General features: G+C 72.7%; 20 protein-coding genes and 1 pseudogene. 9 read left to right on the top strand and 12 right to left on the bottom strand.

Annotated elements, in window-relative coordinates:
* Positions 1-115: 115 nt before the first annotated feature.
* The 4 genes and pseudogenes from OHS71_RS33795 to OHS71_RS33780 all read right to left on the bottom strand — a co-directional run.
* Positions 116-1,222 (bottom strand): annotated as a pseudogene (locus tag OHS71_RS33795) (glycosyltransferase); the annotation flags it as partial.
* A gap of 344 nt (positions 1,223-1,566) precedes the next feature.
* Positions 1,567-2,694 (bottom strand): glycosyltransferase family 4 protein, encoded by a 1,128-nt coding sequence (locus tag OHS71_RS33790; protein ID WP_328483111.1) that lies wholly within the window; start codon positions 2,692-2,694, stop codon positions 1,567-1,569.
* A 217-nt stretch (positions 2,695-2,911) separates the two neighbouring features.
* Positions 2,912-4,333 carry a HEAT repeat domain-containing protein gene (locus tag OHS71_RS33785; protein ID WP_328483110.1) on the bottom strand — a complete coding sequence of 474 codons (1,422 nt, stop codon included), beginning with the start codon at positions 4,331-4,333 and terminating at the stop codon, positions 2,912-2,914.
* A 324-nt stretch (positions 4,334-4,657) separates the two neighbouring features.
* Positions 4,658-5,050 (bottom strand): ankyrin repeat domain-containing protein, encoded by a 393-nt coding sequence (locus OHS71_RS33780; RefSeq protein WP_328483109.1) that lies wholly within the window; start codon positions 5,048-5,050, stop codon positions 4,658-4,660.
* Between the two features lie 262 nt (positions 5,051-5,312).
* On the opposite strand from OHS71_RS33780, the gene OHS71_RS33775 reads away from it, so the two are divergent.
* Both OHS71_RS33775 and OHS71_RS33770 read left to right on the top strand, forming a co-directional pair.
* Complete coding sequence (locus OHS71_RS33775; protein WP_020128927.1) at positions 5,313-5,507, top strand: hypothetical protein; 195 nt, start codon at positions 5,313-5,315, stop codon at positions 5,505-5,507.
* Positions 5,508-5,547: 40 nt separating this feature from the next.
* Positions 5,548-7,341, top strand: a complete 1,794-nt coding sequence (locus OHS71_RS33770; protein WP_328483108.1) for an ATP-binding cassette domain-containing protein — start codon at positions 5,548-5,550, stop codon at positions 7,339-7,341.
* 68 nt (positions 7,342-7,409) lie between these two features.
* On the opposite strand, the gene OHS71_RS33765 is transcribed toward OHS71_RS33770, so the two are convergent.
* On the bottom strand, positions 7,410-8,909 hold the full coding sequence (locus OHS71_RS33765) for an SCO1417 family MocR-like transcription factor (protein ID WP_328483107.1): 1,500 nt from the start codon (positions 8,907-8,909) through the stop codon (positions 7,410-7,412).
* Between the two features lie 98 nt (positions 8,910-9,007).
* On the opposite strand from OHS71_RS33765, the gene yczE reads away from it, so the two are divergent.
* The 4 genes from yczE to OHS71_RS33745 all read left to right on the top strand — a co-directional run bounded on the left by yczE (position 9,008) and on the right by OHS71_RS33745 (position 12,537).
* Entirely contained in the window at positions 9,008-9,694 is a 687-nt protein-coding gene (gene yczE, locus OHS71_RS33760; RefSeq protein ID WP_328483106.1) for a membrane protein YczE, read from the top strand.
* Complete coding sequence (locus OHS71_RS33755; RefSeq protein WP_328483105.1) at positions 9,691-10,458, top strand: glycerophosphodiester phosphodiesterase; 768 nt, start codon at positions 9,691-9,693, stop codon at positions 10,456-10,458. The genes yczE and OHS71_RS33755 overlap by 4 nt, the downstream gene beginning before the upstream one ends.
* Positions 10,459-10,509: 51 nt before the next feature.
* Positions 10,510-11,883: an MFS transporter gene (locus tag OHS71_RS33750; RefSeq protein ID WP_328483104.1), complete on the top strand. Its 1,374-nt coding sequence runs from the start codon at positions 10,510-10,512 to the stop codon at positions 11,881-11,883.
* A gap of 279 nt (positions 11,884-12,162) precedes the next feature.
* Positions 12,163-12,537: an RNA polymerase-binding protein RbpA gene (locus OHS71_RS33745; protein WP_020128921.1), complete on the top strand. Its 375-nt coding sequence runs from the start codon at positions 12,163-12,165 to the stop codon at positions 12,535-12,537.
* Positions 12,538-12,756: 219 nt separating this feature from the next.
* Here the strand turns inward: OHS71_RS33745 and fxsA are convergent, their stop codons facing one another.
* The 4 genes from fxsA to OHS71_RS33725 all read right to left on the bottom strand — a co-directional run bounded on the left by fxsA (position 12,757) and on the right by OHS71_RS33725 (position 17,015).
* Positions 12,757-13,284 (bottom strand): FxsA family membrane protein, encoded by a 528-nt coding sequence (gene fxsA / locus OHS71_RS33740; protein WP_328483103.1) that lies wholly within the window; start codon positions 13,282-13,284, stop codon positions 12,757-12,759.
* A 105-nt stretch (positions 13,285-13,389) separates the two neighbouring features.
* On the bottom strand, positions 13,390-14,283 hold the full coding sequence (locus OHS71_RS33735) for a polyprenol monophosphomannose synthase (protein ID WP_328483102.1): 894 nt from the start codon (positions 14,281-14,283) through the stop codon (positions 13,390-13,392).
* A 603-nt stretch (positions 14,284-14,886) separates the two neighbouring features.
* Positions 14,887-16,503, bottom strand: coding sequence for an amidohydrolase (locus OHS71_RS33730; RefSeq protein ID WP_328483101.1), 1,617 nt, complete (start codon positions 16,501-16,503; stop codon positions 14,887-14,889).
* Positions 16,504-16,574: 71 nt separating this feature from the next.
* Complete coding sequence (locus OHS71_RS33725; protein ID WP_328483100.1) at positions 16,575-17,015, bottom strand: Lrp/AsnC family transcriptional regulator; 441 nt, start codon at positions 17,013-17,015, stop codon at positions 16,575-16,577.
* 298 nt (positions 17,016-17,313) lie between these two features.
* On the opposite strand from OHS71_RS33725, the gene OHS71_RS33720 reads away from it, so the two are divergent.
* The 3 genes from OHS71_RS33720 (at position 17,314) to OHS71_RS33710 (ending at position 20,008) form a co-directional block, all read left to right on the top strand.
* A complete protein-coding gene (locus tag OHS71_RS33720) occupies positions 17,314-17,775 on the top strand; it encodes a hypothetical protein (protein WP_328483099.1) in 462 nt (153 codons plus the stop codon).
* 538 nt (positions 17,776-18,313) lie between these two features.
* On the top strand, positions 18,314-18,445 hold the full coding sequence (locus tag OHS71_RS41425; protein ID WP_398152991.1) for a hypothetical protein: 132 nt from the start codon (positions 18,314-18,316) through the stop codon (positions 18,443-18,445).
* Positions 18,446-18,757: 312 nt separating this feature from the next.
* Entirely contained in the window at positions 18,758-20,008 is a 1,251-nt protein-coding gene (locus OHS71_RS33710; RefSeq protein WP_328483097.1) for a glycoside hydrolase family 18 protein, read from the top strand.
* Between the two features lie 89 nt (positions 20,009-20,097).
* Here the strand turns inward: OHS71_RS33710 and OHS71_RS33705 are convergent, their stop codons facing one another.
* The 3 genes from OHS71_RS33705 to OHS71_RS33695 form a co-directional block, all read right to left on the bottom strand.
* Positions 20,098-20,757, bottom strand: coding sequence for a TetR/AcrR family transcriptional regulator (locus OHS71_RS33705; protein WP_328483096.1), 660 nt, complete (start codon positions 20,755-20,757; stop codon positions 20,098-20,100).
* Positions 20,758-20,831: 74 nt separating this feature from the next.
* The gene (locus tag OHS71_RS33700; protein WP_328483095.1) at positions 20,832-20,972 is read right to left on the bottom strand and encodes an SCO1431 family membrane protein; all 141 of its coding nucleotides are present in this window, start codon (positions 20,970-20,972) and stop codon (positions 20,832-20,834) included.
* Positions 20,973-21,064: 92 nt separating this feature from the next.
* The gene (locus tag OHS71_RS33695; protein WP_328483094.1) at positions 21,065-22,474 is read right to left on the bottom strand and encodes a peptidase C39 family protein; all 1,410 of its coding nucleotides are present in this window, start codon (positions 22,472-22,474) and stop codon (positions 21,065-21,067) included.
* Positions 22,475-22,661 lie beyond the last annotated feature (187 nt).

The following is a 22,661-nucleotide window of genomic DNA, read 5'->3' as shown; positions in this document are numbered from 1 at the left end:
AGGACACAGGCATAGCCAGGGAAGGGGCCAGGGTCACCAGCGGGGCCGGGGAGGCGGACGAGGCCCGGTCCTCCGGTCCGTACGCGTCGCAGCCCCGGGCCGGTGCCGTGAACGTCGCGTCGTGCGCCGCGAGGAAGGCGTCGACCGACGTCCCCCAGCCGAAGCACTCCGCACGCGCGCGTGCCGTCTCCCTGCGTGCCGTGAGCGGACGCTCCAGGAGGCTTTCCACGGCGTCCGCGAAGGCGTCCCCCCGGTCGGCCGCCGTGGCCCCCGCGGCCCCGATCACCTCGGGAAGCGCCGAGGAGGCGCTGGCGACGACGGGGGTCCCGCAGGCCATCGCCTCCAGGGCGGCGAGCCCGAACGTCTCCGCGGGGCCCGGGGCCAGGCACACGTCGGCCGAGGCCTGCAACGCGCCCAGCGCGCCGCGGTCGGCGACGTGCCCCAGGAACGTCACGGGCAGCCCGCGTTCACGTGCCCGCTGTTCCAGGCGCGGCCGCAGCGGCCCGTCGCCCGCGACGACGAGCACCGCCCGCGCCCCGCGCCGCAGCAGCACCTCCAGGGCGTCCAGCGCCGTACCGGGCCGCTTCTCCACGGACAGGCGGGTGCACATGACCAGCAGGATCTGGTCCTCACGCGCGTGGCGGGCCCGCAGTCCCGCGTCACGCAGGGCGGGATGCCGTTCGACGAGGTCGACGCCCAGTGGGGCCCGTACGACGTTCCGCGCGCCGATCCGCACGAACTCCCGCTCGGCGAACTCCGTGGTGCACACCACGCGCGCGTACGTGTGCGCCGTACGGAGGTTGAGCGCGTCGGCGGCACGACGGGCCGCTCCTTCCGGCACTCCCCACGTGCGCAGGACGCCGTCGGCGGTCTCGTGGGAGACCATCACCGCGGGAACGCGGGCCCGCCGTGCCCACCTGCCGGTCCAGCGCAGCGTCGTACGGTCGGAGACCTCCAGGCGGTCGGGGGCGAGCTCCTCCAGAAGGCGGGCGACGCGGCGTTGGTCGGTGAGGACGCGGTAGCCGCCGGTGCCGGGCAGCAGCGGCCCCGGCAGGGTGATCACCCGGCCCTGCTCGGTCTCACGGTCGCTCGCCCGCTCTCCGGGCACGATCAGGACCGGCTCGTGGCCTGCCGCGCGGTAGCCCTTGCCCAGCTCGCGCAGGGCCGTGCGCAGCCCGCCCGAGGCGGGGGCCACGAAGTTGGCGAGACGCACGATCCGCAGCGGCCGGGCACCGGTCGTGGCGAGGGGGACGGCGGGTGGGAGTCGGGCGGCGGATGCGAGGGCGACGGCGGCGGTGGAAGCGGTCCGGTGCGAGCCGTCGTGGGAAGCGGTCCCGTGCGAGCCGTCGTGGGAAGCGGTCCCGTGCGAGCCGTCGTGGGAAGCGGTCCCGTGCGAGCCGTCGCGGCCGTTCGTGCCGCTCACGCCGCTCAGGCCCCCGGGCCCGGTCGGATCCCCGGGCCCATCCGTACCGCCGGCGCCACTCATGTCGCCCGGGCCGCTCATGCCGCCACCGCCCGTCGGGGCTCCGGCCTGGCTCGGGCCGCCACTCAGGCCGTCCGGGCCGCTCATGCCGCCACCACCAGTCGGCGCGCCGCGAGCACGCCCTCGTAGTGACCGATGAGCCGGTCGCCGACGGCGGCCCAGGTGCGCCCCTCGACCGCGGCCCGCCCGGCGGCGCCGTAGGCGGCCCGCAGCGCGGGGTCGGCGGCCAGGGCCGCCACCGCGTCCCGTACGGCGTCGGCGTCCCGGGGCGGGACCAGCAGACCGGTGCGCCCGTGGGCGACCAGGTCCAGGGGGCCGCCCGCGGCCGGCGCGACCACCGGCACACCGCCGGCCATGGCCTCCTGCACGGTCTGGCAGAACGTCTCGAAGGGGCCGGTGTGCACGAACACGTCCAGCGAGGCGAAGATCCGGGCGAGTTCGTCCCCCGTGCGCCTGCCCAGGAAGACCGCGCCCGGCAGGTGCTCCTCCAGACCGGGCCGGCTCGGTCCGTCGCCCACCACCACGACCCGGACACCCGGCAGCCCGCACGCGCCTGCCAGGAGCTCGACCTGCTTCTCGGGAGCGAGCCGTCCGACATAGCCGACGATCAGCTCGCCGTCGGGGGCGAGTGCGCGGCGCAGCGCCTCGTCGCGGCGGTCGGGGCGGAAGCGCTCGGTGTCCACGCCCCGCGGCCACAGCTTCACCCGGGGCACGCCGTGCGTGTCGAGGTCGCGCAGGGCCGCGCTGGACGGGGCGAGGGTGAGGTCGGCGGCGGCGTGGACGGACCGTATCCGGCGCCAGGCCGCTGCCTCGCCCGCGCCCATGTAGGTGCGGGCGTAGCCGCCCAGGTCGGTCTGGTAGACGGCGACGGCGGGGATGCCGAGCCGGGCGGCGGCCGCCATGCCCCGGACGCCGAGGACGAAGGGACTGGCCAGGTGGACCAGGTCGGCGCGGTGCTCGGCGATCGCGGCGGCGACGCGGCGGCTGGGGAGGGCGACACGGACCTGGGGGTAGCCGGGGAGCGGAAGGGAGGGGACTCGGACGACGGGGCAGGGCGCTCCGGCGTCCGGCCCGGTCCCGGCGGCGGTGGCCGGGGCGACGACGACGGGGGCGTGACCGCGGTCGACGAGGTGTCGGGCGGTCTGGAAGGCGCAATGGGCCACGCCGTTCACGTCGGGGGGAAAGGACTCGGTCACGATGACGACACGCATACCCGTGTTGTCGCCGTCCTGGACGTGGACGCGTCAAAGTGGATCTTTCCGTGCGACTAACGTCCCGTGAGCGTTGCGCTCCGCCCCCCGGATCCGCTCGGGGCGTCGCGCACAGGTCGGGCGCCGTCCATGCCGGTCCGCCCGGCAGGGCGCCGATTGTTCACCTGCCGGACCGGCCGCCGCCAGGCTCCCCTCGGGCGGCGGCCGGTCCCGGTGTTCACATGGCGGACGCGGCGTCCGGTCCGATCCGGCTCCGTACGGCCGTCTGGACCTCCGCCTCCTCGGCCGGGTCGGCGGCGAGCCGGCGCAGCCGCTCCACGACCCGGGCGTCACCGGTCTCGGCGTGCCGGGCGGCGATCTCGCGGGTGCCCTCCTCGCAGTCCCACAGGCATTCGACGGCGAAGCCGGTGGCGTAGGAGGGGTCGGTGGCGGCGAGTGCGCGGGCGCAGCGCCCACGCAGGTGGGACGAGGCCGTCTCGCGGTAGATGTGGCGCAGCACGGGTGCCGCACAGACGATGCCGAGCCGCCCGGCCCCGTCCACGAGGGTCCACAGGGTCGGCGCGTCGCAGCCCTCGCCGCGTACGGCCTCGCGCAGGGCGCCGAGGACCAGATCGCTGTCCTGGGTACCGCCCCGGCAGGCGAGCATGCGGCCGGCGGCGGCGCCCAGGGGGTCGGGCCGGTGGGCCCAGCCGCGGGCCCGGTCCACGGCGGCGACGCTGCGCATGCGCTCGAAGGCGTCGACGGCGGCCTCGACCACGGGCGTGGATCCGGTGGCCATGGCCTGTTCGATCAGGAGCAGGGCATCGGGATCGTTGAAGTCGGCCAGGTAGCGCAGCGCGGTGCACCGGGCTCCCTCGGTGCCGTCCTTGGCCGCCTGCACGATCTCGGGCCGGTCCTCGGGGCCGGCCACGGCGGAGAGGCAGCGGGCGGCGGGGACATGGAGGGCGGCTCCGCGCTCGACGCCCTGCTGGGCCCACTCGAAGACGGCTCGCACGCTCCAGCCGGGGCGGGGTCCGCTCGGACTCATCTGCCGTTGCCAGCGGTCGAAACAGCCGGCCTCCTGAGCGGCACGCACGCGTGCGGAGACGTAGGGGCGGGGATCCTCGGCCCACAGCCGCCAGGGCCGTGGTTCGAAGGCGTCCCGTACGGCGGCGGCGAGCTCGGCCTCGCCCTCGGTATCGGTACCGAAGCGGGCCAGCACGGGCGCGGCGAGCGCTCGTAGCCCGGCGTCGTCGTCCCGCAGGGCGAGTTCGTCCAGGGCCCAGGCCCAGTTGGCTCCCGAGACCGCGTACCGGCGCAGCAGGACCAGGGCGTCCCGTCTGCCGTAGGAGGCGAGGTGGCCGAGGACGGCCAGGGCGAGGCCCGTGCGGGACTCCTCGGTGTCGAAGGAGTCCTCGACGTCGAAGAGGTGGGCCTCGATCTCGTCCAGCTCTCCGTGCAGATCGAGGTAGAGACGGGCGTAGTAGAGGGAGCGGTTCTCCACCTGCCAGTCGTGGCGGGGATCCCGCAGCACACAGTGGTTCAGCGCCGCGAGCGCCTCGGCGCGCGGTGCGGTGAGCGCGTGCAGCGTGCCGTCGCCGCGGCCCCTCTGGAGCAGGCCGAGCAGCGTACCGCTGGGCGCTATGACCGGATCGAACATGGGAAACAGCCTCACATCAAGCGTCGACGCAACCGGGGACGTGCATTACCTGGCCGCGTGACAACACGTCGGGGCGCCCGCCGTTTCCTGCTTGCTGTAGACCATTTTCCTCTGCCTCTCGTCAGTGGCCCATGCGGACCGCATCACGGCCCGCGTGGTGCGGCAACACCTGCCCAGCCATCGCGTCCGTGAATCACGACGTCATGATGACCCGGCTGTTCTGCCTGCCGCGACCGAAATTTCCGGCGGCCTCGTACCGCCTCCCCCGTGGTCGTTGTCCTACCTGGTCAAAAACTCTCTTCGACCTGCTCAGGCCCCTGCGGCTCAGGGGCCGCCGAACAGGTCGAGCAGTTCCGTCCTGCCGAACATGCGAGCGGTGTCCACGGCCGAGGGCGTTCCCTGGGACGGGTCCGCGCCGGCCTCGAGCAGCACCTTGACGACGTCCGTCTCGCCCTTGAAGGCCGCGCCGGCGAGCGGGGTCTGGCCCCGGTCGTTGATCCGGTCGGCCTCGGCGCCGCGGGCCAGCAGGGCCCGGACCGCCTCGGCGTGGCCGTGATAGGCGGCGAGCATCACGAGGGAGTCGCCGCGGTCGTTGGTGAGGTTGGCCGGAACGCCCGCGTCGACGTACTCCACGAGCTCCTCGGTCTGCCCGCGGCGGGCCAGATCGAAGATCTTGGTCGCCAGCTCCACGACCTCGGGGTCGGGGGCTTCGCTCATCGGCCGGTCCGCCTCTCACTACAACCGTTCAGGTGAATCGCCAGCGTACTGGCTCGTCGGACACATGGCCGGTCCCGTCGACGGCGAAGATCACGGGCAGCCTCGTTCGCCGCAACTCTCCTGTTCAGGCAGCCGCCAGACCTTCCGCCAGCCGGGGGAAATCAACCATTTTTCACCCAGTTGCACCTTTTATAGTATGGATACATCCTGTGATCCTGGAAGTACTCATGGTGACTGTCCCCCGCGAACCAGGAGAACCCAAATGATCCTGTCCATGTCAGGCGTAGTCCTGCTCGGCATCATCGTCTTCCTCTTCTTCCGCAAGGACGGGCTCAAGGCGTCACACGCCGTGGTCTCGGCCCTGTTCGGGTTCTACATGGCCAGCACGGCCATCGCCCCGAGCATCAAGGCAGGCGGCGAGAGCCTGGCGAGCCTCCTCGGCGGCATCAAGTTCTGACGCCGTCCGTCCCGTCCGTACGCACCTCCAGGAGACAGCAGTGGTCCGGCGCCCCCTTCCCAGCATCCTGAGCACAGGCAGCGCACAGTTCGCCCGGAGCCGGGAGCTGGCCCGGACGGCGGCCGACAGCGCCACCGATGTCCTCCATCCGCTGATCACGATCACCCGCGGACTGCGCCGACTGGCCTCGGCCGGGCGGCGCAGGTGGGCCGAGACCCCCAGGGACAGGCGCGGACCGCTCCTGTTCCTTGTGGCCTCCTCGATCCTGGTCGTGGTGCTGGTGCCGTACGGCCCGCTGCTCGCCGTCATCACCCTGATGGCGGCAGCGGCCTGGCAGGGCAGGGACCGCACCCCACCGGCTCCCGACGGCCCCGACGAGTCGCAGATCCAGCGGCTCCACGTGCTCTACGAGGCCCTGGTCCCGCACTTCTCGACGGCGGACGACCCCTCTCCCATGTACGCCCACGGCGGCGACTGGGAGGACGTCTTCCCGACGCTGGAGTTCGACGACTCGGGCCGCGTGGCCCTCCTCGTGATCCGCTACCCGGCGTACTTCCCGGACGGCGAGGCCGCCCCGCGCGCACGGATCGAGCAGCTGCTGGCTGCGAAGTCCGGCCGTGGCCGCGAATACCTCTTCGACTGGGACGAGGAGGGCAACGAACTCACGCTCAGTGTCCTGTCCCCCCTTCCCACCGACATTGCCGCCCAGCGCTTCGTCACCGCCCCCGGCGAGACGGTCCTGGGCTTCACCGACCCCTCGGGTGTCCAGCGCACGCTCCCCCTCACCCACGGTGAGGACCTGTGCGACGTCCCGCCGGTCGTCTGGCGCACCGGCATCCGCTCCACCGAACCGCACCTGCTGGCGGTCGGCCGGCCCGGCAGCGGCACCTCCACCCTCCTGCGCTGCATCGCCCTCCAGGCCCTGGAGCAGGGCGACGTCCTGGTGATCGAGGGGGGCGGCACCGGCGAGTACGCCTGCCTCGCCGGCCGGGAGGGCGTCCTGGGCGTCGAGGTCGGGCTGGCCGGGGCACTGGCCGCGCTGGAGTGGGCCGCTCACGAGACGGAGCGCCGGCTCGTCGCCGCCAACCACGCCCGGCAGGCGGGCGACCCGCCCCCGGACGACACCAAACACCCGCTGTGGATCCTTCTGGACCGCCCCACCGCCTTCACCCACCTGGCCGACGCCGAGGGCCACAAGGATCCGCAGACCCTCCTCCAGACCCCCCTGCGGCACGGCCGTGCGGCCGGGGTCACGGTGGTCGTGGCCGAGCAGTTCGACGCGCTGGACTCCCTGAGCGACGCGGTACGGCAGCACACCCGCGCGCGGGTGGTGCTCGGACCGGCGTCGAGGCAGCAGCTGGAGACGGTCCTCGGCGCACCCCCGCACACCACGCCCGTCGACGACGTCCCGTCGGGGCGGGGGTACGCCCGGCTCGGATCCGGTCCGGTGCACCGGCTCCAGGTGCCGGCGACTCCGGACCCGTACGACGACGCGACGAGCGACGCGCATCGGCAGGCGGTGCTGGACCTCCTGCCGCCGCGCTCCGCACCGGCCGGCACCGACGTCCTGCCGGTGACGGCCGAGCCCGTGATCGCGGACCCGGTCGCCGCGCAACCCGCGACCGCCGCCGCCCCGGACACACCGCTCGCCAAACGCGGGGCCGCGGACACCCTCCTCGTGAAACCCGTCGTCCTGGACACCGCCCTCGCCGAACCCGTGACCGCCGAACCGGTGGCCGCCAAACCCGTGACTGCGGAAGCAGCGGTCGCGGACGCCGAGATGGCGGACAAGGAAGCCGTGGGCGCGGAGCAGGTGTCGAGTACGGGCGGGTGACACCCGCTGCGCCGCAGCGGCCGGGCCACCCGTCCCTCACGCGCTCACGCGCTCACGCGCTCACGCGCTCACGCGACGAACGTGCGCGGCCCCTCGCCGCCCACCGTCCCTCCGCTCTCCACGATCCGTGCGGCGGCGGCCAGCCGTGCCGCCGCCTCCTCCGCCACCGCGCCCCCCACGGTGAACGGCAGCCGCACATACCCCTCGAAGGCGCCGTCGACGCCGAAGCGCGGCCCGGACGGCACCCTCAGCCCCACCCGCTCCCCCGCCTCGGCGAGCCGCGAACCGGAGAGCCCCCCGGCCCGCACCCACAGCGTCAGCCCGCCCCGGGGTACGGCGAACTCCCACTCCGGAAGCTCCCGGCGCACCGCCGCGACCAGGTCGTCGCGGTTCTCCCTGGCCTGGCGGCGGCGCAGTTCGACTGCCTGCTCCCAGCCGCCGGTGCTGAACAGCCAGTTGACCGCCAGCTGCTCCAGCACCGGCGTGCCCAGGTCGGCGTAGGCGCGCGCCGCGACGAGACTGCGGATGACGTCCGGGGCCGCCCGCACCCAGCCGATGCGCATCCCCGCCCAGAAGGCCTTGCTCGCGGACCCGACCGTGATCACGGTGGACCCGGCGGGGTCGAAGCCGCACACGGGCCGCGGCATCTCGACGTCGTCCTCCAGCCACAGCTCGCTCATGGTCTCGTCGGCGACCAGCACCGTCCCGGCGGACCGGGCCGCCTCCACGAGCCGCCGCCGCTGGTCCTCGTCGGCGAGCGCGCCGGTCGGGTTGTGGAAGTCGGCGACGACGTACGCGATACGCGGCGCGGCCTCGCGCAGGACCTGGCGCCAGCGGTCCATGTCCCAGCCGGCCAGCCCCTCGGCCATCGCGACGGGCACCAGACGCGCGCCCGCCTCCCGCATCAGCTGAAGGATGTTGGCGTAGGAGGGCGACTCGACGGCGATGCGCTCGCCACGCCCGCCGAACAGATGGCAGATGGCGTCGATCGCGCCCATCGCGCCGGTGGTGACCATGATCTGCTCGGGCATCGTCGGGATCCCGCGCGCGGTGTACCGCTCGGCGATCATCGACCGCAGCGCGGGCAGACCCGCCGGATAGTCGCCGTGCGTGTGGGCGTACGGGGGCAGTTCCTCCAGCGCGCCCCGCACGGCACGGGTGAGCCAGGGCTCGGGCGCGGGCAGGGCCGCGCAGCCCAGGTCGATGATCGAGCCGAGCGCCTCGGGGGGCAGGGGCTCCAGACCGCGCGCCGGCACCGGGTTGCCGGCCGGGACGGCCGTCCAGCTGCCCGCGCCGCGCCGGGACTCCAGGAACCCTTCCGCGCGCAGCGCCTCGTAGGCGGCGGCGACGGTAGTCCGGCTGACGGACAGGGAAAGCGCCAGTTCGCGTTCCGCGGGCAGGCGTGCGGCGACGGGGACGCGGCCTTCCAGCACCAGCAGCCGGACGCCGTCGGCGAGCGCGCGGTAGGCCGGTGGACGGCGCGAGCCCGGGCCCGCCGGGCGGTCCTGCTGGGACTTGAGAAGTCGCGCAAGCTGTGCGGCTCCCACCGCAGAGGTCCACTGCGCCATGATGTCAGTCCACCTTCCCCGAATTGGCCATGGATGCCATGCTCTTCCAAGCCACAGAGTGTCACGGGTCAGGCCACTACGACCACCAAGGGGTCCCCTTGTCCGAGCCACCGCCGCGGGAATCACCTCCACGGGACCCGAACGGCCACCTCGCCCGTCGGCTGGTCCAGCTCTACGTCGGCCTCGCGCTCTACGGCGCCAGCTCGGCCCTGCTGGTCCGGGCGGGCCTCGGCCTCGAGCCCTGGAACGTGCTGCACCAGGGTCTGGCCGAACTCACCGGCCTGACGATCGGCGTCGTGTCGATCTTCGTGGGCGCGGCAGTACTGCTGCTGTGGATCCCGCTGCGCCAGCGTCCGGGCCTCGGCACCGTCTCCAACGTCTTCGTCGTCGGCCTCGCGATGGACGGCACACTCGCGTACGTCCCGCAGGCGCACGGCCTCGCCGTCCAGGTGCCGCTGCTGCTGACCGGGATCGTCCTCAACGGGGCGGCCACCGGCCTCTACATAGCGGCCTCCTTCGGGCCGGGTCCGCGCGACGGTCTGATGACGGGACTGCACCGGCGTACCGGGCGCTCGATCCGGCTGATGCGGACGGGGGTCGAGGTGGCGGTCGTGGTGACCGGGTTCGCCCTGGGCGGCACCCTGGGCCCGGGCACGCTGCTCTACGCGGTGACGATCGGACCGCTCGCCCAGCTCTTCCTGCGGTTGTTCGCCCTGCCCACGGCATCGGCCGGCAGCACGGTCGTTGCCACCGGGACACCCCAGGGAGCCATACTGCGTCCGTGACCAGCTCCCCACGCCACCCGTACCTGGACCATCCGGGACCCATCCCCTTCGCCCACCGCGGTGGAGCCGCGGACGGCCTGGAGAACACCGCGGCGCAGTTCCGGTGCGCGGTCGAGGCGGGCTACCGCTACATGGAGACCGATGTCCACGCCACGCGCGACGGCCGGCTCGTCGCCTTCCACGACGCGACGCTCGACCGGGTGACCGACAGCGAGGGCCGGATCGCCGACCTCCTGTGGGCGGACGTGAGGCACGCGCGCGTGGCGGGCAAGGAGCCGGTGCCGCTCTTCGAGGAGCTGCTGGAGACCTTCCCCGAGGTGCGCTGGAACGTGGACCTCAAAGCGGAGCCCGCGCTGCACCCCCTGCTCAACCTGATCGCCCGCACGCGCGCGTGGAACCGGGTCTGCGTCGGCTCGTTCTCCGAGGCCCGCGTGGTGCGGGCGCAGCGGCTGGCAGGGCCGCGCCTGGCGACGTCGTACGGGACCCGGGGTGTGCTCAACCTGCGGCTGCGGTCCTGGGGGGTACCGGCGGCGCTGCGCCGCTCGGCGGTCGCCGCGCAGGTGCCCGAGGCCCAGTCGGGCATCCAGGTCGTGGACCGTCGCTTCGTACGGACCGCCCACGCGCGCGGCCTTCAGGTGCATGTGTGGACGATCAACGATCCCGATCGGATGCACCGCCTCCTGGACCTGGGAGTCGATGGCATCATGACCGATCACATCGACACGTTGCGCGAGGTCATGGAGGACCGGGGCGTCTGGGTCTGACCTCGGCCCGTCGCCCGCGCGCGGTCGCGGCGGCGGGAAGCGAGGGCACGGGTGGACATCGACACCGTGCGGACGGCGGCGTCCGACGAGGCCGCCGAACGGCGGCGCGAGCAGCGCGGCTGGTACTTCTACGACTGGGCGTGCTCCGTCTACTCGACGAGCGTGCTCACCGTTTTCCTCGGCCCGTACCTGACGTCGGTCGCCAAACACGCGGCGGACGCGTACGGATACGTGCATCCGCTGGGCGTCCCGGTGCGCGCGGGCTCCTTCTTCGCCTACTCGGTGTCCCTGTCGGTGATCGTGGCCGTCCTGGTGATGCCCCTGGTGGGCGCGGCCGCCGACCGCAGCGGCCGCAAGAAGCCCCTGCTGGGCGCCGCCGCCTACGTAGGCGCAGCGGCCACGACCGGCATGTTCTTCCTGGGCGGCGACCGCTATCTGCTGGGGGGCGCGCTGCTGATCGTGGCGAACGCGGCCCAGTCGGTGGCGATGATGCTCTACAACTCCTATCTGCCGCAGATCGCCCCGCCCGAGGAGCGCGACGCGGTCTCCTCCCGGGGCTGGGCCTTCGGCTACGCGGCGGGCTCGCTGGTCCTGGTCGTCAACCTGGTGCTCTACCTGGCCCACGACTCCTTCGGCGTCTCCGAGTCGATGGCCGTGCGGATCTGCCTGGCCTCGGCGGGCCTGTGGTGGGGCGGCTTCACGCTCGTCCCTCTGCTGCGGCTGCGCGACCGGCCGGCCGCCGCGCGGGAGACGACCGCCCGCACCGAACGGGCGGCCCGGACGGCGCCGGGCCTGCGCCAGCTCGTGGCGACGGTCCGCGACATGCGGCGTCACCCGCTGACCCTCGCTTTCCTCCTCGCCTACCTGATCTACAACGACGGCATCCAGACCGTGATCTCCCAGGCCTCGGTCTACGGCTCCGAGGAACTCGGCCTCAGCCAGTCCACGCTGATCGGGGCCGTCCTGCTGGTGCAGGTGCTGGCCGTGGCGGGCGCGCTGGGCATGGGCGCCCTGGCCCGTACGTACGGGGCGAAGCGCACGATCCTGGGCTCGCTGGCGGCCTGGACGCTCACGCTGGGCGCCGGGTACTTCCTGCCGGCCGGGGCGCCGATCGGCTTCTTCCTGCTGGCGTCCGCGATCGGACTGGTCCTGGGCGGCAGTCAGGCGCTGTCCCGGTCCCTCTTCTCCCACCTGGTCCCGCCCGGCAAGGAGGCCGAGTACTTCTCGGCGTACGAGATGAGCGACCGCGGCATGAGCTGGCTCGGCCCTCTCCTCTTCGGGGTCACGTACCAACTGACGGGCAGCTACCGCGACGCGATCATCTCGCTCGTGATCTTCTTCGTCGTCGGGTTTCTCCTGCTCGCACGGGTACCGGTACGGCAGGCGATCGGCGACGCGGGGAATCCGGTGCCCGAGAGGATTTAGCACTCACGGCGAAAGGGCGGTAGTGTACGCGTTTGGCCTGCCTGGCGTACCGTTACTGCGCGTCAAAGATGCCGAAACGCTGGGTGACATCTCCTTTCAGATGTGACAAACCGGGCGCCGGTGGGTACTGCACTGATTGAACAAGGCTGCGGCTACGACGGCGACCCACCACCCGGAACGGGACTCGGAACGGGAATCTTTACCGCCGACCGGACGTTGACCGGATGACGACGACAGCGACACCTGTCCTGTGGGCGACAAGCCCGGGAGGCACGATTCATGAGTGAGCGAGCTCTTCGCGGCACGCGCCTCGTGGTGACCAGCTACGAGACGGACCGCGGCATCGACCTGGCCCCGCGCCAGGCCGTGGAGTACGCATGCGAGAAGGGGCACCGCTTTGAGATGCCCTTCTCGGTCGAGGCGGAGATTCCGCCGGAGTGGGAGTGCAAGGTCTGTGGAGCCCCTGCACTCCTCGTGGACGGCGACGGCCCTGAGGAAAAGAAGGCCAAGCCCGCGCGTACGCATTGGGACATGCTGATGGAGCGGCGGACCCGCGAGGAACTCGAAGAGGTCCTCGAGGAGCGGCTGGCCGTTCTGCGGTCCGGGGCGATGAACCTTGCGGTGCATCCCCGCGACAGCCGCAAAAGCGCGTAGCCCCCAGGGGCTGCGACCGGCTTCACAGCGCACGACAACGACCGCGGGCGCCGTACGTATCTCACGTACGGCGCCCGCGGTCGTCGTGCTGCCGTCCCGAACGTCGTGCTGCCGTCCCGAAGGGAGCGAGCTTGCCGTGCAGAGCGCGGCGCCCGTCTCCACCCCGGCCCCCGGGCCGCAGGCCCCTGAGGTCAGGGCTGCGGGTTCAGGCCGCTCGGGTCACCGGTCGTCCCTGATGACCTCGCCCTGCACCACCTTGCCGTCCGGGCGGTGGATGCGGGCCTGCTGGAACGCGTCACCCAGGGTGCCGGGCGTGCCCGCGGCCTCCCTCAGCTTGCGCTCCCCATAGCCGCTGACCGCCTTCTGGACCGGCGGAAGCAGCAGGAGCAGACCGATGGCGTCGGAGGCCAGCCCCGGGATCATCAGGAGGAGACCGCCGAGCATCATGAGGCCATTGCCGCCGCCCCGACGGGGAGCCGTGCCGCGCTGGAGGGCCTCGTTCAGGTTCTGGAAGGCCCTGCGCCCCGCCCGCTTGATCACCACGGCTCCGAGGACGAAACCGGCGACGAGGAGCAGGAGGACCACCGGACCGCTCGTCGCGCCCGCCACCACGGTCAGCAGCCAGATCTCCAGCACCAGCCACGCGGCGAGCCCCAGCGGCAGGTACGTCCGCAGGCGCGAGCGCCGGGGCCGGCCGGCGGGCTGGGCGGGAGTCGGGTACACGGGGGTCGGAGAGCCAGTCGTCATGCCTCCAGTGTGCCCGGACCGGGCTCAGAGCGGCATAAGGGGACGATCAGCCGTCGCTGTGGGACCCGGGCGGCGCAGGGAGAAGACCAGGGGCCCGCGAGACGGTCAGCCGTCGCCCCGGAGGGTGGCGTCGCCGCCGGACTTCGCCTCGCCGCCGGGCCCGGTCTCGCCTCGGGACGGCTTGGAGGGCGGCTGCGGACGCTCCGTCCGGCCGGTGCTCCGGCCCGTTATCCTGCCGACCCGCTCCCCCACACCCCAGGCCGTGACCCGCCACAGGGCCTCGACGAGGATGTCGCGGCTCATCTTGGAGTCGCCGTGTTCGCGTTCGACGAAGGTGATGGGCACCTCGACGACATGGAAGCCGGCCCTGACGGCGCGGCGCGCCAGGTCGACCTGGAAGCAGTAGCCCTGGGAGGCGACCTCCTCGAGGCCGAGGCCCTCCAGGGTCTCGCGGCGGAAGGCGCGGTAGCCGCCGGTGATGTCGCGCAGCGGGAGGTCGAGGGCGAGGCGGGAGTACAGGCTGCCGCCGCGGGAGATGACCTCGCGGGACCTGGGCCAGTTCACCACCCGGCCGCCGGGCACCCAGCGGGAGCCCAGGACCAGGTCGGCGTTCTTCAGCGCGGTGAGCAGGCGGGGCAGCTCCTCGGGCTGGTGGGAGCCGTCGGCGTCCATCTCGATCAGTACGCCGTAGCCGTTCTCCAGGCCCCAGCGGAAGCCCGCGAGATAGGCCGCGCCGAGCCCTTCCTTGCCCTTGCGGTGCAGCACCCGGACCTGTTCGTCACCGGCGGCCAGCTCGTCGGCGAGCTTGCCGGTGCCGTCGGGGCTGTTGTCGTCGGCCACGAGGACATGAGCCTCGGGGACGGCCTCGCGCACCCGGCCGACGATGGTCTTGATGTTCTCCGCCTCGTTGTAGGTCGGGATGATCACCAAGGCCGTGCCGAGCGGACCGAACTGCCTCCCCCGGTCCTGTGCCGCGAGGGTCCCGTCGCCGTCGTTCACTACTGCCCCTTCAAGTCCGTACGCAGGGGACCACCATAGTGGCCGCCGCCTGCGATGACGTGCCGGGACGTTCGTACGGTGGTGTCGGACCCGCGAAAGCGGGGTAAGAACGTACCTTTGGGCTTGTATGTACGCACCTACCCCGTAGGAGTGCGCGCAAGCCTGCCGCGGACACTCCGCGGGAACGCGCGCGATCTTTCTGCGGATGGGGGCCCGGCGCTCTTCGGGCCGGCCCGGGATCCGCTGGCTGCGGGTCTACCGAAAGCCGTTGTCTACTGAGCGCCCGGGCCCCATCCGGGTCACACCTCCCCGGCCGGCCGGAACGCTCCCCCGCTGCGGCGCGGGCGCTGAGCCTGGCTGCCAGTGGCGGTGCGCCGGTGCGGCACACCGTCCCTGACCCAGCGGCGCCGCGGCGAGTGTGCGGGCGTTCCCCGGGCGGGGCGTCCGGTGGTGGACTCCGCCGAACCTACCGGCCCCCCGCCATCAGCTGTCAACAGCGGCTTGACCTGCGAGGTTCCCGTCAAAGCGCAGGTCAGCGGGGAGGAGACGGCGGCCGTATGTCGGCAGGCGGACGGGTGATCTTCCTCGGCCCGGACCGGGAGATCACTCGCTCGGCCGCAGGAACACGGTGCGGCCGTCCACCACGGTGCGCAGGCACAAGGGGAGTTCCCCGCCGGGGGTCAGGTCCGGCAGTCCGGGGGTCCCGGAGCGGGGGTCGGTGGACCAGCGGGCGACCCGGTCGTCGGGCGCCTGGACGACCAGTTCGTCCGTGCGCCAGACCGCGTAGTCGGCGGGCGCGCCCGGGACCAGGACGCCCGCGTCGTCCCGGCCGATCGCACGCCAGCCGCCGCGCGTGTGGGCCGTGAACGCGGCGCGTGCGGACACCCGGTGGGCGGGGGTCCGGTGGAAGGCGGCGGCCCGGACCGTGCCCCACGGGTCGAGGGGGGTGACCGGGCTGTCGGAGCCGAAGGCCAGGGGGACACCGGCGCGCAGCAGGGCCGCGAAGGGGTTCAGGGTGCGGGCCCGCTCGACGCCGAGCCGCTGGGCGTACATGCCCTCGTCGCCGCCCCACAGGGCGTCGAAGGCGGGCTGGACCGAGGCGGTGAGGCCCAGCTCGGCGAAGGCGGCGATCGTCTCGGGCGTGAGCATCTCGGCGTGTTCGACGCGGTGGCGGGCGGCGCGGACACGAGCGAGGCCGACCTTGTCCGCGGCGGCGCGCATTCCGTCGACGACGGCGGTCACCGCGGCGTCACCGATGGCGTGGAACCCGGCCTGGAGACCGGCCTCGGTGCAGGCCACCACGTGTGCGGCGACCTCGGCGGCCTCCAGGTAGGCGGTGCCGGTGTGGTCGGCGTCGTCGTAGGGACCGTGCAGACAGGCGGTGTGGGAGCCGAGGGCGCCGTCGACGAACAGGTCTCCGGCGGCGCCGATCGCGCCCAGCTGCCGGGCTTTGTCGACGTCCTGCTCGGCCCAGTAGCCGACGACCCGGGGGCCGGGCTCCGCGGCGGCGAGTCGCAGCAGGTCCGTGAAGTCGTCCTCGGAGGAGATGTCCGGTCCCCCGCACTCGTGGAGCGAGCCGATGCCCAGGGAGGCGGCGTGCGCGAGGGCGGTCCGCTGGGCCTCGGCCCGCTGGGCGGGCGTCACGGCTGCGAACGCCGCGGAGCGCACGCGATGATGCGCTCCGCGGGTGAGCGGTCCGTCCTGCGCGAACCCCGCCTCGGTCCGGGCCCCCGGTGCCCGTTCCAGCAGGGCGGTGGTGACCACGGCCGAGTGGACGTCGATCCGGCTGAGGTAGAGGGGACGGCCGCCGGTCGCCTCGTCGAGTTCGTCCCGTCGGGGCGGGCGGCCCTCGGGCCAGCGCGAGGCGTCCCAACCGTGCCCGAGCAGCACGGTGTCCTGCGGACGGGCAGCCGCGAAGGCACGCACGCGGGCGAGAGCCGCCTCCAGGGAGGAGGCCGGGGAGAGGTCCAGGCCGGTGAGCGCGAGGCCGGTGGACGTGGTGTGCACATGGGCGTCGGTGAATGCCGGGGTGACGAGGGCTCCGTCCAGGTCGACCACCTCGTCGACGCCGTCCGCGAAGGCGTCGGCGGCGCCCTCGGAGCCGACCCAGGCGACCTGGCCGCGCTCGACGACCATCGCGGTCGCGAACGGGTCGGCGGGGCTGTGGACCTCTCCTCGGCGGAGCAGGACGGTCTTCGGCAGGGGGGCGTGCTCACTCATGGGAACAGTCTCGCGCCTCACCCCGGCCGTGCCGCACCGGGACCCCGTGATCGGCTCGGACCGGCGGCGGCTCAGATCCGTGGCGGCCGGGCCTCGTACGGGGTGGACAGGACGACCGTGGTGCGCGTCGACACCCCGGCGAGTGCCCGGAGCCGCCCGAGCAGCTCCTCCAGCTCGTGCGGGGTGGCCACGCGCACCTTGAGGATGTAGTTCTCGTCACCGGCCACGCTGTGGCAGGCCTCGATCTCCGGGATGCCGGCCAGCCGCTCGGCGATGTCGTCGGGGGCGCTGGGATCGAACGGTTTCACCGAGATGAAGGCGGTCAGGGGCAGCCCGATCGCCTCCGGGTCGACGACGGCCGCGTATCCGCGGATGACGCCGCGCTGTTCCAGCCGCCGCACCCGTTGATGCACGGCCGACGTGGACAGGCCCGTGGCCTTGCCCAGGTCGGTGTAACTCATCCGCCCGTCCTTGACGAGCAGCTGCACGATCTGCCGGTCCAGCTCCTCCATAACCGAAGAACTTACCGTGCGCGTGATCTCCGCGTATACCTATGCAGCCCAGGTCATAGCCGGTTCGAGCGAGGGCCGGAGGGCGACGGCCGGTCGGCAGGGCGTTCCCCGCCGACCGCTCGAGCCTTTCCGCGACGCCGCTGTCCCACCGGGCATCTGCAAGTGGCATGTGACGAATGCCACAGCACTCGTCAAGGCTTCGCGTGGCCCTCGTGATTACCGCCCGGACGGGACGGGAAGTGCTTGCTGTGGTCGAGGCCGCAGTGCCTTCACGGCCCAGCCCGAGGGGGAGAATTCCATGCAGAGTCTTAAGCGCCCTGGTCGCACCGCGCCCAAGCGGCTCCGGTCCGTCGTCGAGCCCGAGCCGGAGGGCGTCGAACCGGACGCCGAGTACTCCGACGGTTTCGACGGCGACGACGCCGACCACTTCGACGCGTACGACACCTTCGAGATGTACCGGGTGATCTGCCCGGACTGCGCGCAGCCCATCGCACTGCTGGCGGACGAGGAGGTCCTGCCGGAGCACGCGTTGTGCGCCTCGCCGTGGAACCCCTTCGGGCTCACCGTGTGCGCCGGGACGGGACGCGAGGCCTCCGAGGCCCGGCCCGCGGACGAGTCCGTGGAGCCCCAGGAGCAGGACACCGCACTCCTGCTGACGCTCCCTCAGGGACTGGACTGGCGCACACAGCCCTTCTCGCACGTCGGCGGCCCGGGCTCACGCCCGATGCGCGTGCCGGTGATGCGCCGCGCGGCCGCCTGAGCGCCGTTCCCACGCCCGTTTCACCGGCGTGACTCCCGTAGCTGCCCTGCGCCATGGCCGGCTTGCCGCCGTGGTGCAGGTCCAGTGCGCCCGGGGGCGCCGGGAGGGCCGCCGCAGGCAGCAGATCCGCAGCCGGACGCGGCAGCACGCGGCAACGGCCGTTCACGGAGCGCCTTGACGGCCCGGTGGCCAGCCGCGCGCGGCAACTGCCGTGCGCCGCAACTGCCGTGCGCGGCACACAAGGTGACGGCCCGACAGGTACGGTCCTCGACCGGAGACGGGCACGGTCACCGGCGCGGACACGCGTACGGACACGGGTCGGCCTCCCACCAGGAGCACCGTCCGAACTCAAGCGCGACCGCGTCCGCCGGTGACCTGCCCCGGAGTTCCGCGTTGCCCTGGTATGACCCCCACCCAGTCAGTCGCACCCGGGCGTCACCGCCAGCCGTTCGCCGCTCCGCGTCCGGAACCCGTTCGGGCAGAATCGGTTCCGCTGGCTTCACCGCCCCCGCAGGACCCGCCCATCTACCGCGATCTCGTGCGCACGTGGGCCGACCGGGGCCGCACACTGCCGGGCCGTCACGACCCGGAGTGGGTACGACTGGCCGCCCCGCAGGTACGGCCGGGGCAGTTCAGCGGGTACGCGGACCCGGTGGGCGACGGGCGATGACCGTCCGCTGAGCACGGGCGGCGCCCTCGACGATCCGCAGGGCGCTCAAGGCGAGGTGCCGAGCCCCGACACGCCTGGGCCGGGCCGTCGGCAGGGCGCGGAGCACACGGGACGCAGACGGTCGGCACCGCGGCTGGGAACTCGGAGAATCTCCGAGGCGGCCGTGGGGGCGGCGGGGCGAGCGGTCAGTACGGATTGGTCCGAACCATTGACCGAAGTGGTCTAGTCCTCCTACCGTTTCGCTCCGACACCTCCCCGCGTTCATGCCGATCGGCGTGCGATCCCCTCCCTGTCCCTGCGAGGAGACACCCGATGCACACCCCGCTCCGTCCCCGTGCCCGGTTCCGGGCCCTCCTGTCTGCCGCCTGTTGCGCCGCGCTCGGCGCCGCCCTGCTCGCCGGTGCGGGCTCCGCCTCCGCCGGCGAGCCCCGCGCCGGTCGGGCCCACCCGACCGGCGCGAACGGCTCGAAGGTCGTCGGCTACTTCACCGACTGGGGCATCTACGGCCGCCAGTACTACGTCAAGAACATCCAGACGTCCGGTTCCGCGGACCGGCTCACCCACATCAACTACGCCTTCGGCAACGTCACCGACGGCAAGTGCGCCCTCGGCGACTCCTGGGCCGACACCGACAGACCGTTCACCGCCGAGGAGTCCGTGGACGGCGTCGCCGACACCGCGGGCCAGCCGCTCAGCGGCAACTTCAACCAGCTGCGCAAGCTGAAGAAACTGCACCCGAAACTCAAGGTCATCTGGTCGTTCGGGGGCTGGAGCTGGTCCGGCGGCTTCGGCGAGGCGGCCAAGGACCCGGCGGCGTTCGCCCGGTCCTGCTACGACCTGGTCGAGAACTCCCGGTGGGCGGACGTCTTCGACGGCATCGACATCGACTGGGAGTACCCGAGCGCCTGCGGTCTCACCTGCGACACCAGCGACCGCGAGGCGTTCCGGGACGTCATGGCCGCCCTGCGGGCCCAGTTCGGCAAACGCGAGCTGATCACCGCCGCGATCACCGCGGACGCCACCCCGGGCGGCAAGATCGAGGCGGCGGACTACGGGGGCGCGGCCCGGTACGTCGACTGGTACAACCCGATGACGTACGACTACTTCGGCGCCTGGGCGGCCACCGGGCCCACGGCACCGCACTCCCCGCTGACCTCGTACAAGGGGATTCCGCAGCAGGGCTACGACACCGCGACCACGATCGCCAAGCTCAGGAGCCTCGGCATCCCGTCCCGGAAGCTGTTGCTCGGCATCGGCTTCTACGGCCGGGGCTGGACCGGCGTCACCCAGGCGAAGCCGGGCGGCACGGCCACGGGGCCCGCGGCGGGAACGTACGAGGCCGGCAACGAGGACTACAAGGTGCTCAAGGCCAAGTGCCCGGCGACCGGCACAGTCGGTGGCACCGCCTATGCCAAGTGCGGTGACGACTGGTGGAGTTACGACACCCCCGCGACCATAGCGACGAAGATGAAGTACAAGTCCCGGCAGGGTCTGCGCGGGACGTTCCTCTGGGAGCTGAGCGGGGACACGGCGAACGGTGAGCTGATCCACGCGATCAAGTAGCCCGGCTCAAGGGGCATGCGGGGCGGAGGACCACGAGCCTCCGCCCCGCGTGCGTGGCCCGGGGCGCCGTGAGTGCGTCGGCTCGGAGGTCAGACCTCGCGGCGGGCCGGCTCCGGCGCGGCGAAGGCGGGGTCGAGCTCCTCGATGGCCCGCATGGAGCCGCCGAGTGTCCTCACCAGCAGGTCGCCCATGACCTCGCGGGAGAGTTCCGGCCGGGCGATCCACTCCAGGGTGGCGCCCTCGACGCTGCACACCCAGGCGAGCAGGCCCATGCGGGGCAGCGCGGGGATGTCGCTGCTGCCGTACGCGCCCTCGGCGATGGTGGCCACGATCGCCGCGCGCACCCCGTCCCGGATGGCGTGCACCTCGGTGTCGAAGCCGACACCGCCGCTGACGATCGTGCGGTAGGCGGCCTGGTTGTGCTCGGCGTAGCGCAGGTAGCTGTCGATGGTGCGGTGCACCCGGTCCACCTGAGGCAGTTCGAGGCCGCTCGCCGCGAAGGTGACCAGATCCGCCACGGAGTCCTGGATGATCGCCAGGTAGTAGCCGCGCTTGGACTGGAAGTAGTAGTAGATCAGCCCCTTGGCGACATGCGCCTGCCGGGCGATGTCGTCCATCGAGAGCGCGTCGTAGGACGTGTCGGCGAACAACTTCCGCCCGATGGAGATGAGTTCGGCGCGACGCGCCAGTGAGCGCTCGGTACCGCGGGCCCGGGGACGGGCCACTTCGCGCTGTTCACTGATATTCAATTTCGACCCTGGTCTCGGGCGGTCGGCGGGACATCCGCAGTATGTCAGGTCAACCGTGCGTCAGGTCACGTCGGTCACAGCAGCCCGAGCTGGGTGACCAGCATCGCGACGACCGCGACGAGGACCCAGCCCATGACGTGCTCGAGGAGCTTCGGGCCGTCCGTCTCGGGACCGCCGGTACGGGCGCGGGTTGCAGTGGCTGTCTGTGCCGTCATGGTGTCTCGCTGAGGTCGGACGAACTGGTGGACTCCCCCCACCGATCCGTCCACCTTGCCACCCTGCGGGGCTTTTGCGGCCGAGAGCTTGCTCACACACGGACCCCGACCGCCGTGAGGGCCTGGCACTGGCGCGCCGTCGGACGCGCCGGGAAGTAGAGGTAGCAGACCCCTCCGGTACCGGAAACGACCTTGCCGCTCGCGTTGTACCGCTTGGTCCTGAGCCAGATGTTCTCGAACTCCCGGCGCCGGTACACGCGCCGCACCGCGTGGTCGTCCGCCGAGAACGGGTCGTTGGCGATCACATCGCCCTCGGCCGTGAAGCCGATCACCGTCATCAGGTGTCCGGAGGTGCCGTAGCCCGCTCCCGTGAGCTCGTCCTTGAGGAAGGACTGCGACGTCATGGCGGGGATCCCCGCCGCGATCAGCGTCTCCAGATCGGTGAGCGAGCCGAGCCGGGTGACCACACCCTGGAGATCCTTGAAGGTGGCCGCGTAGGCCGCGTTGAACGGCCAGTTGCCGCAGCCGCCGTACTGGTGGTCGTAGGTGTACCTGGCCGCGTGGCACACCTGCGGGTCGGCGTAGGACGGGTCGACCCATGCCAGCTGCTCGGCGGTCAGCCGGCCGCCCCAGTACTCGACGATCATCTGCGAGGAGGTGGGGCTGCACCAGGCCTCGCCGCCGCTGTCGTACTCGGGGTACTGGCCCTGGTGGATCTCCTGCGAATAGCGCGGGACGGGCAGTTCCTGCGCGAGGCCGGGCAAGGAGGCCGGGACGGTGAACCGGTCCGGGACGTCGGACCCCATCACGCCCAGCCGCCACACCGTCGGGGTGAGCTTGGTGCCGGGGCGCCGGTAGAGGGTGAGCCGGAGGCGGCAGGAGGCCAGGCGCAGACCCGTCGAGGCGTCGTCGATCGCGAAGGTGTCGGTCCAGACGGTGCTTCTGCCGTCGCTCTGGTCGTCGACCGAGGTGCGCTTGATGTCCTGGTCGCCGGAGGCCCAGCGGCCCATCACGTACCAGGGGGTGTCCGTGCCGTCGGAGTACGTGCCCTTCAGCTCGACCTGGAGCCAGGTGCCTGCCGGGGTGCTCGCGTTCCAGGACGCGATCGCCTCCGTCGCGGGCACGGTGAGCGTCTGGACCGGGGAGGTCCAGGTGGCGTACTCCCAGCCGGCCGTCGTCTTGGTGTGCGGGTCGGTGTAGTCGACGGTGCCCAGCGGGGTGCCGAGGGCGACGCCGGGGCGGACGCCCGCGACGGCGCGGGTGCCCCTGGCGGTGCCGGCGCGCCAGTCGGAGTACGTGGTCCAGGAGCGGTAGTCGGCGAAGCGGGCCGCGACGGACCCGGCGGCCGGGGTGTCCGCCGGGCCGGCGGCCGGATCGGGTGCCGGATCGGCGGACCGGTCCGCAGCGGCGGCGGTGACGGCCTGGGCCGAGCCCCCTGCCACCGCGGCGGCTACCGCTGCGGCGAGGACCGTTCTGCGGGACGGCTGTTCGGCTCTGCTCATGAGCGGAGGACCCCCAGGGTGTCTGCGCGGCTGTGCGCCAACTATGGACGCAGGAGGCCCCGCCATCCAGTACTTCCGGCCGTGCCACGCCACGAATGCCGGTCCGGTCCACCGGCGCGGACGGCGGCCGTAGACTTTCGCGCCGTACGGACCGCTCCTCGGCGCGCCCGTTCCTCGCGCCCCTCGC

The sequence above is a fragment of the Streptomyces sp. NBC_00377 genome, from assembly GCF_036075115.1.
GTDB lineage: Bacteria > Actinomycetota > Actinomycetes > Streptomycetales > Streptomycetaceae > Streptomyces.
The sequence above is the reverse complement of the archived record's forward strand: the minus strand, read 5'-3'. Positions and strand labels throughout refer to the sequence as shown.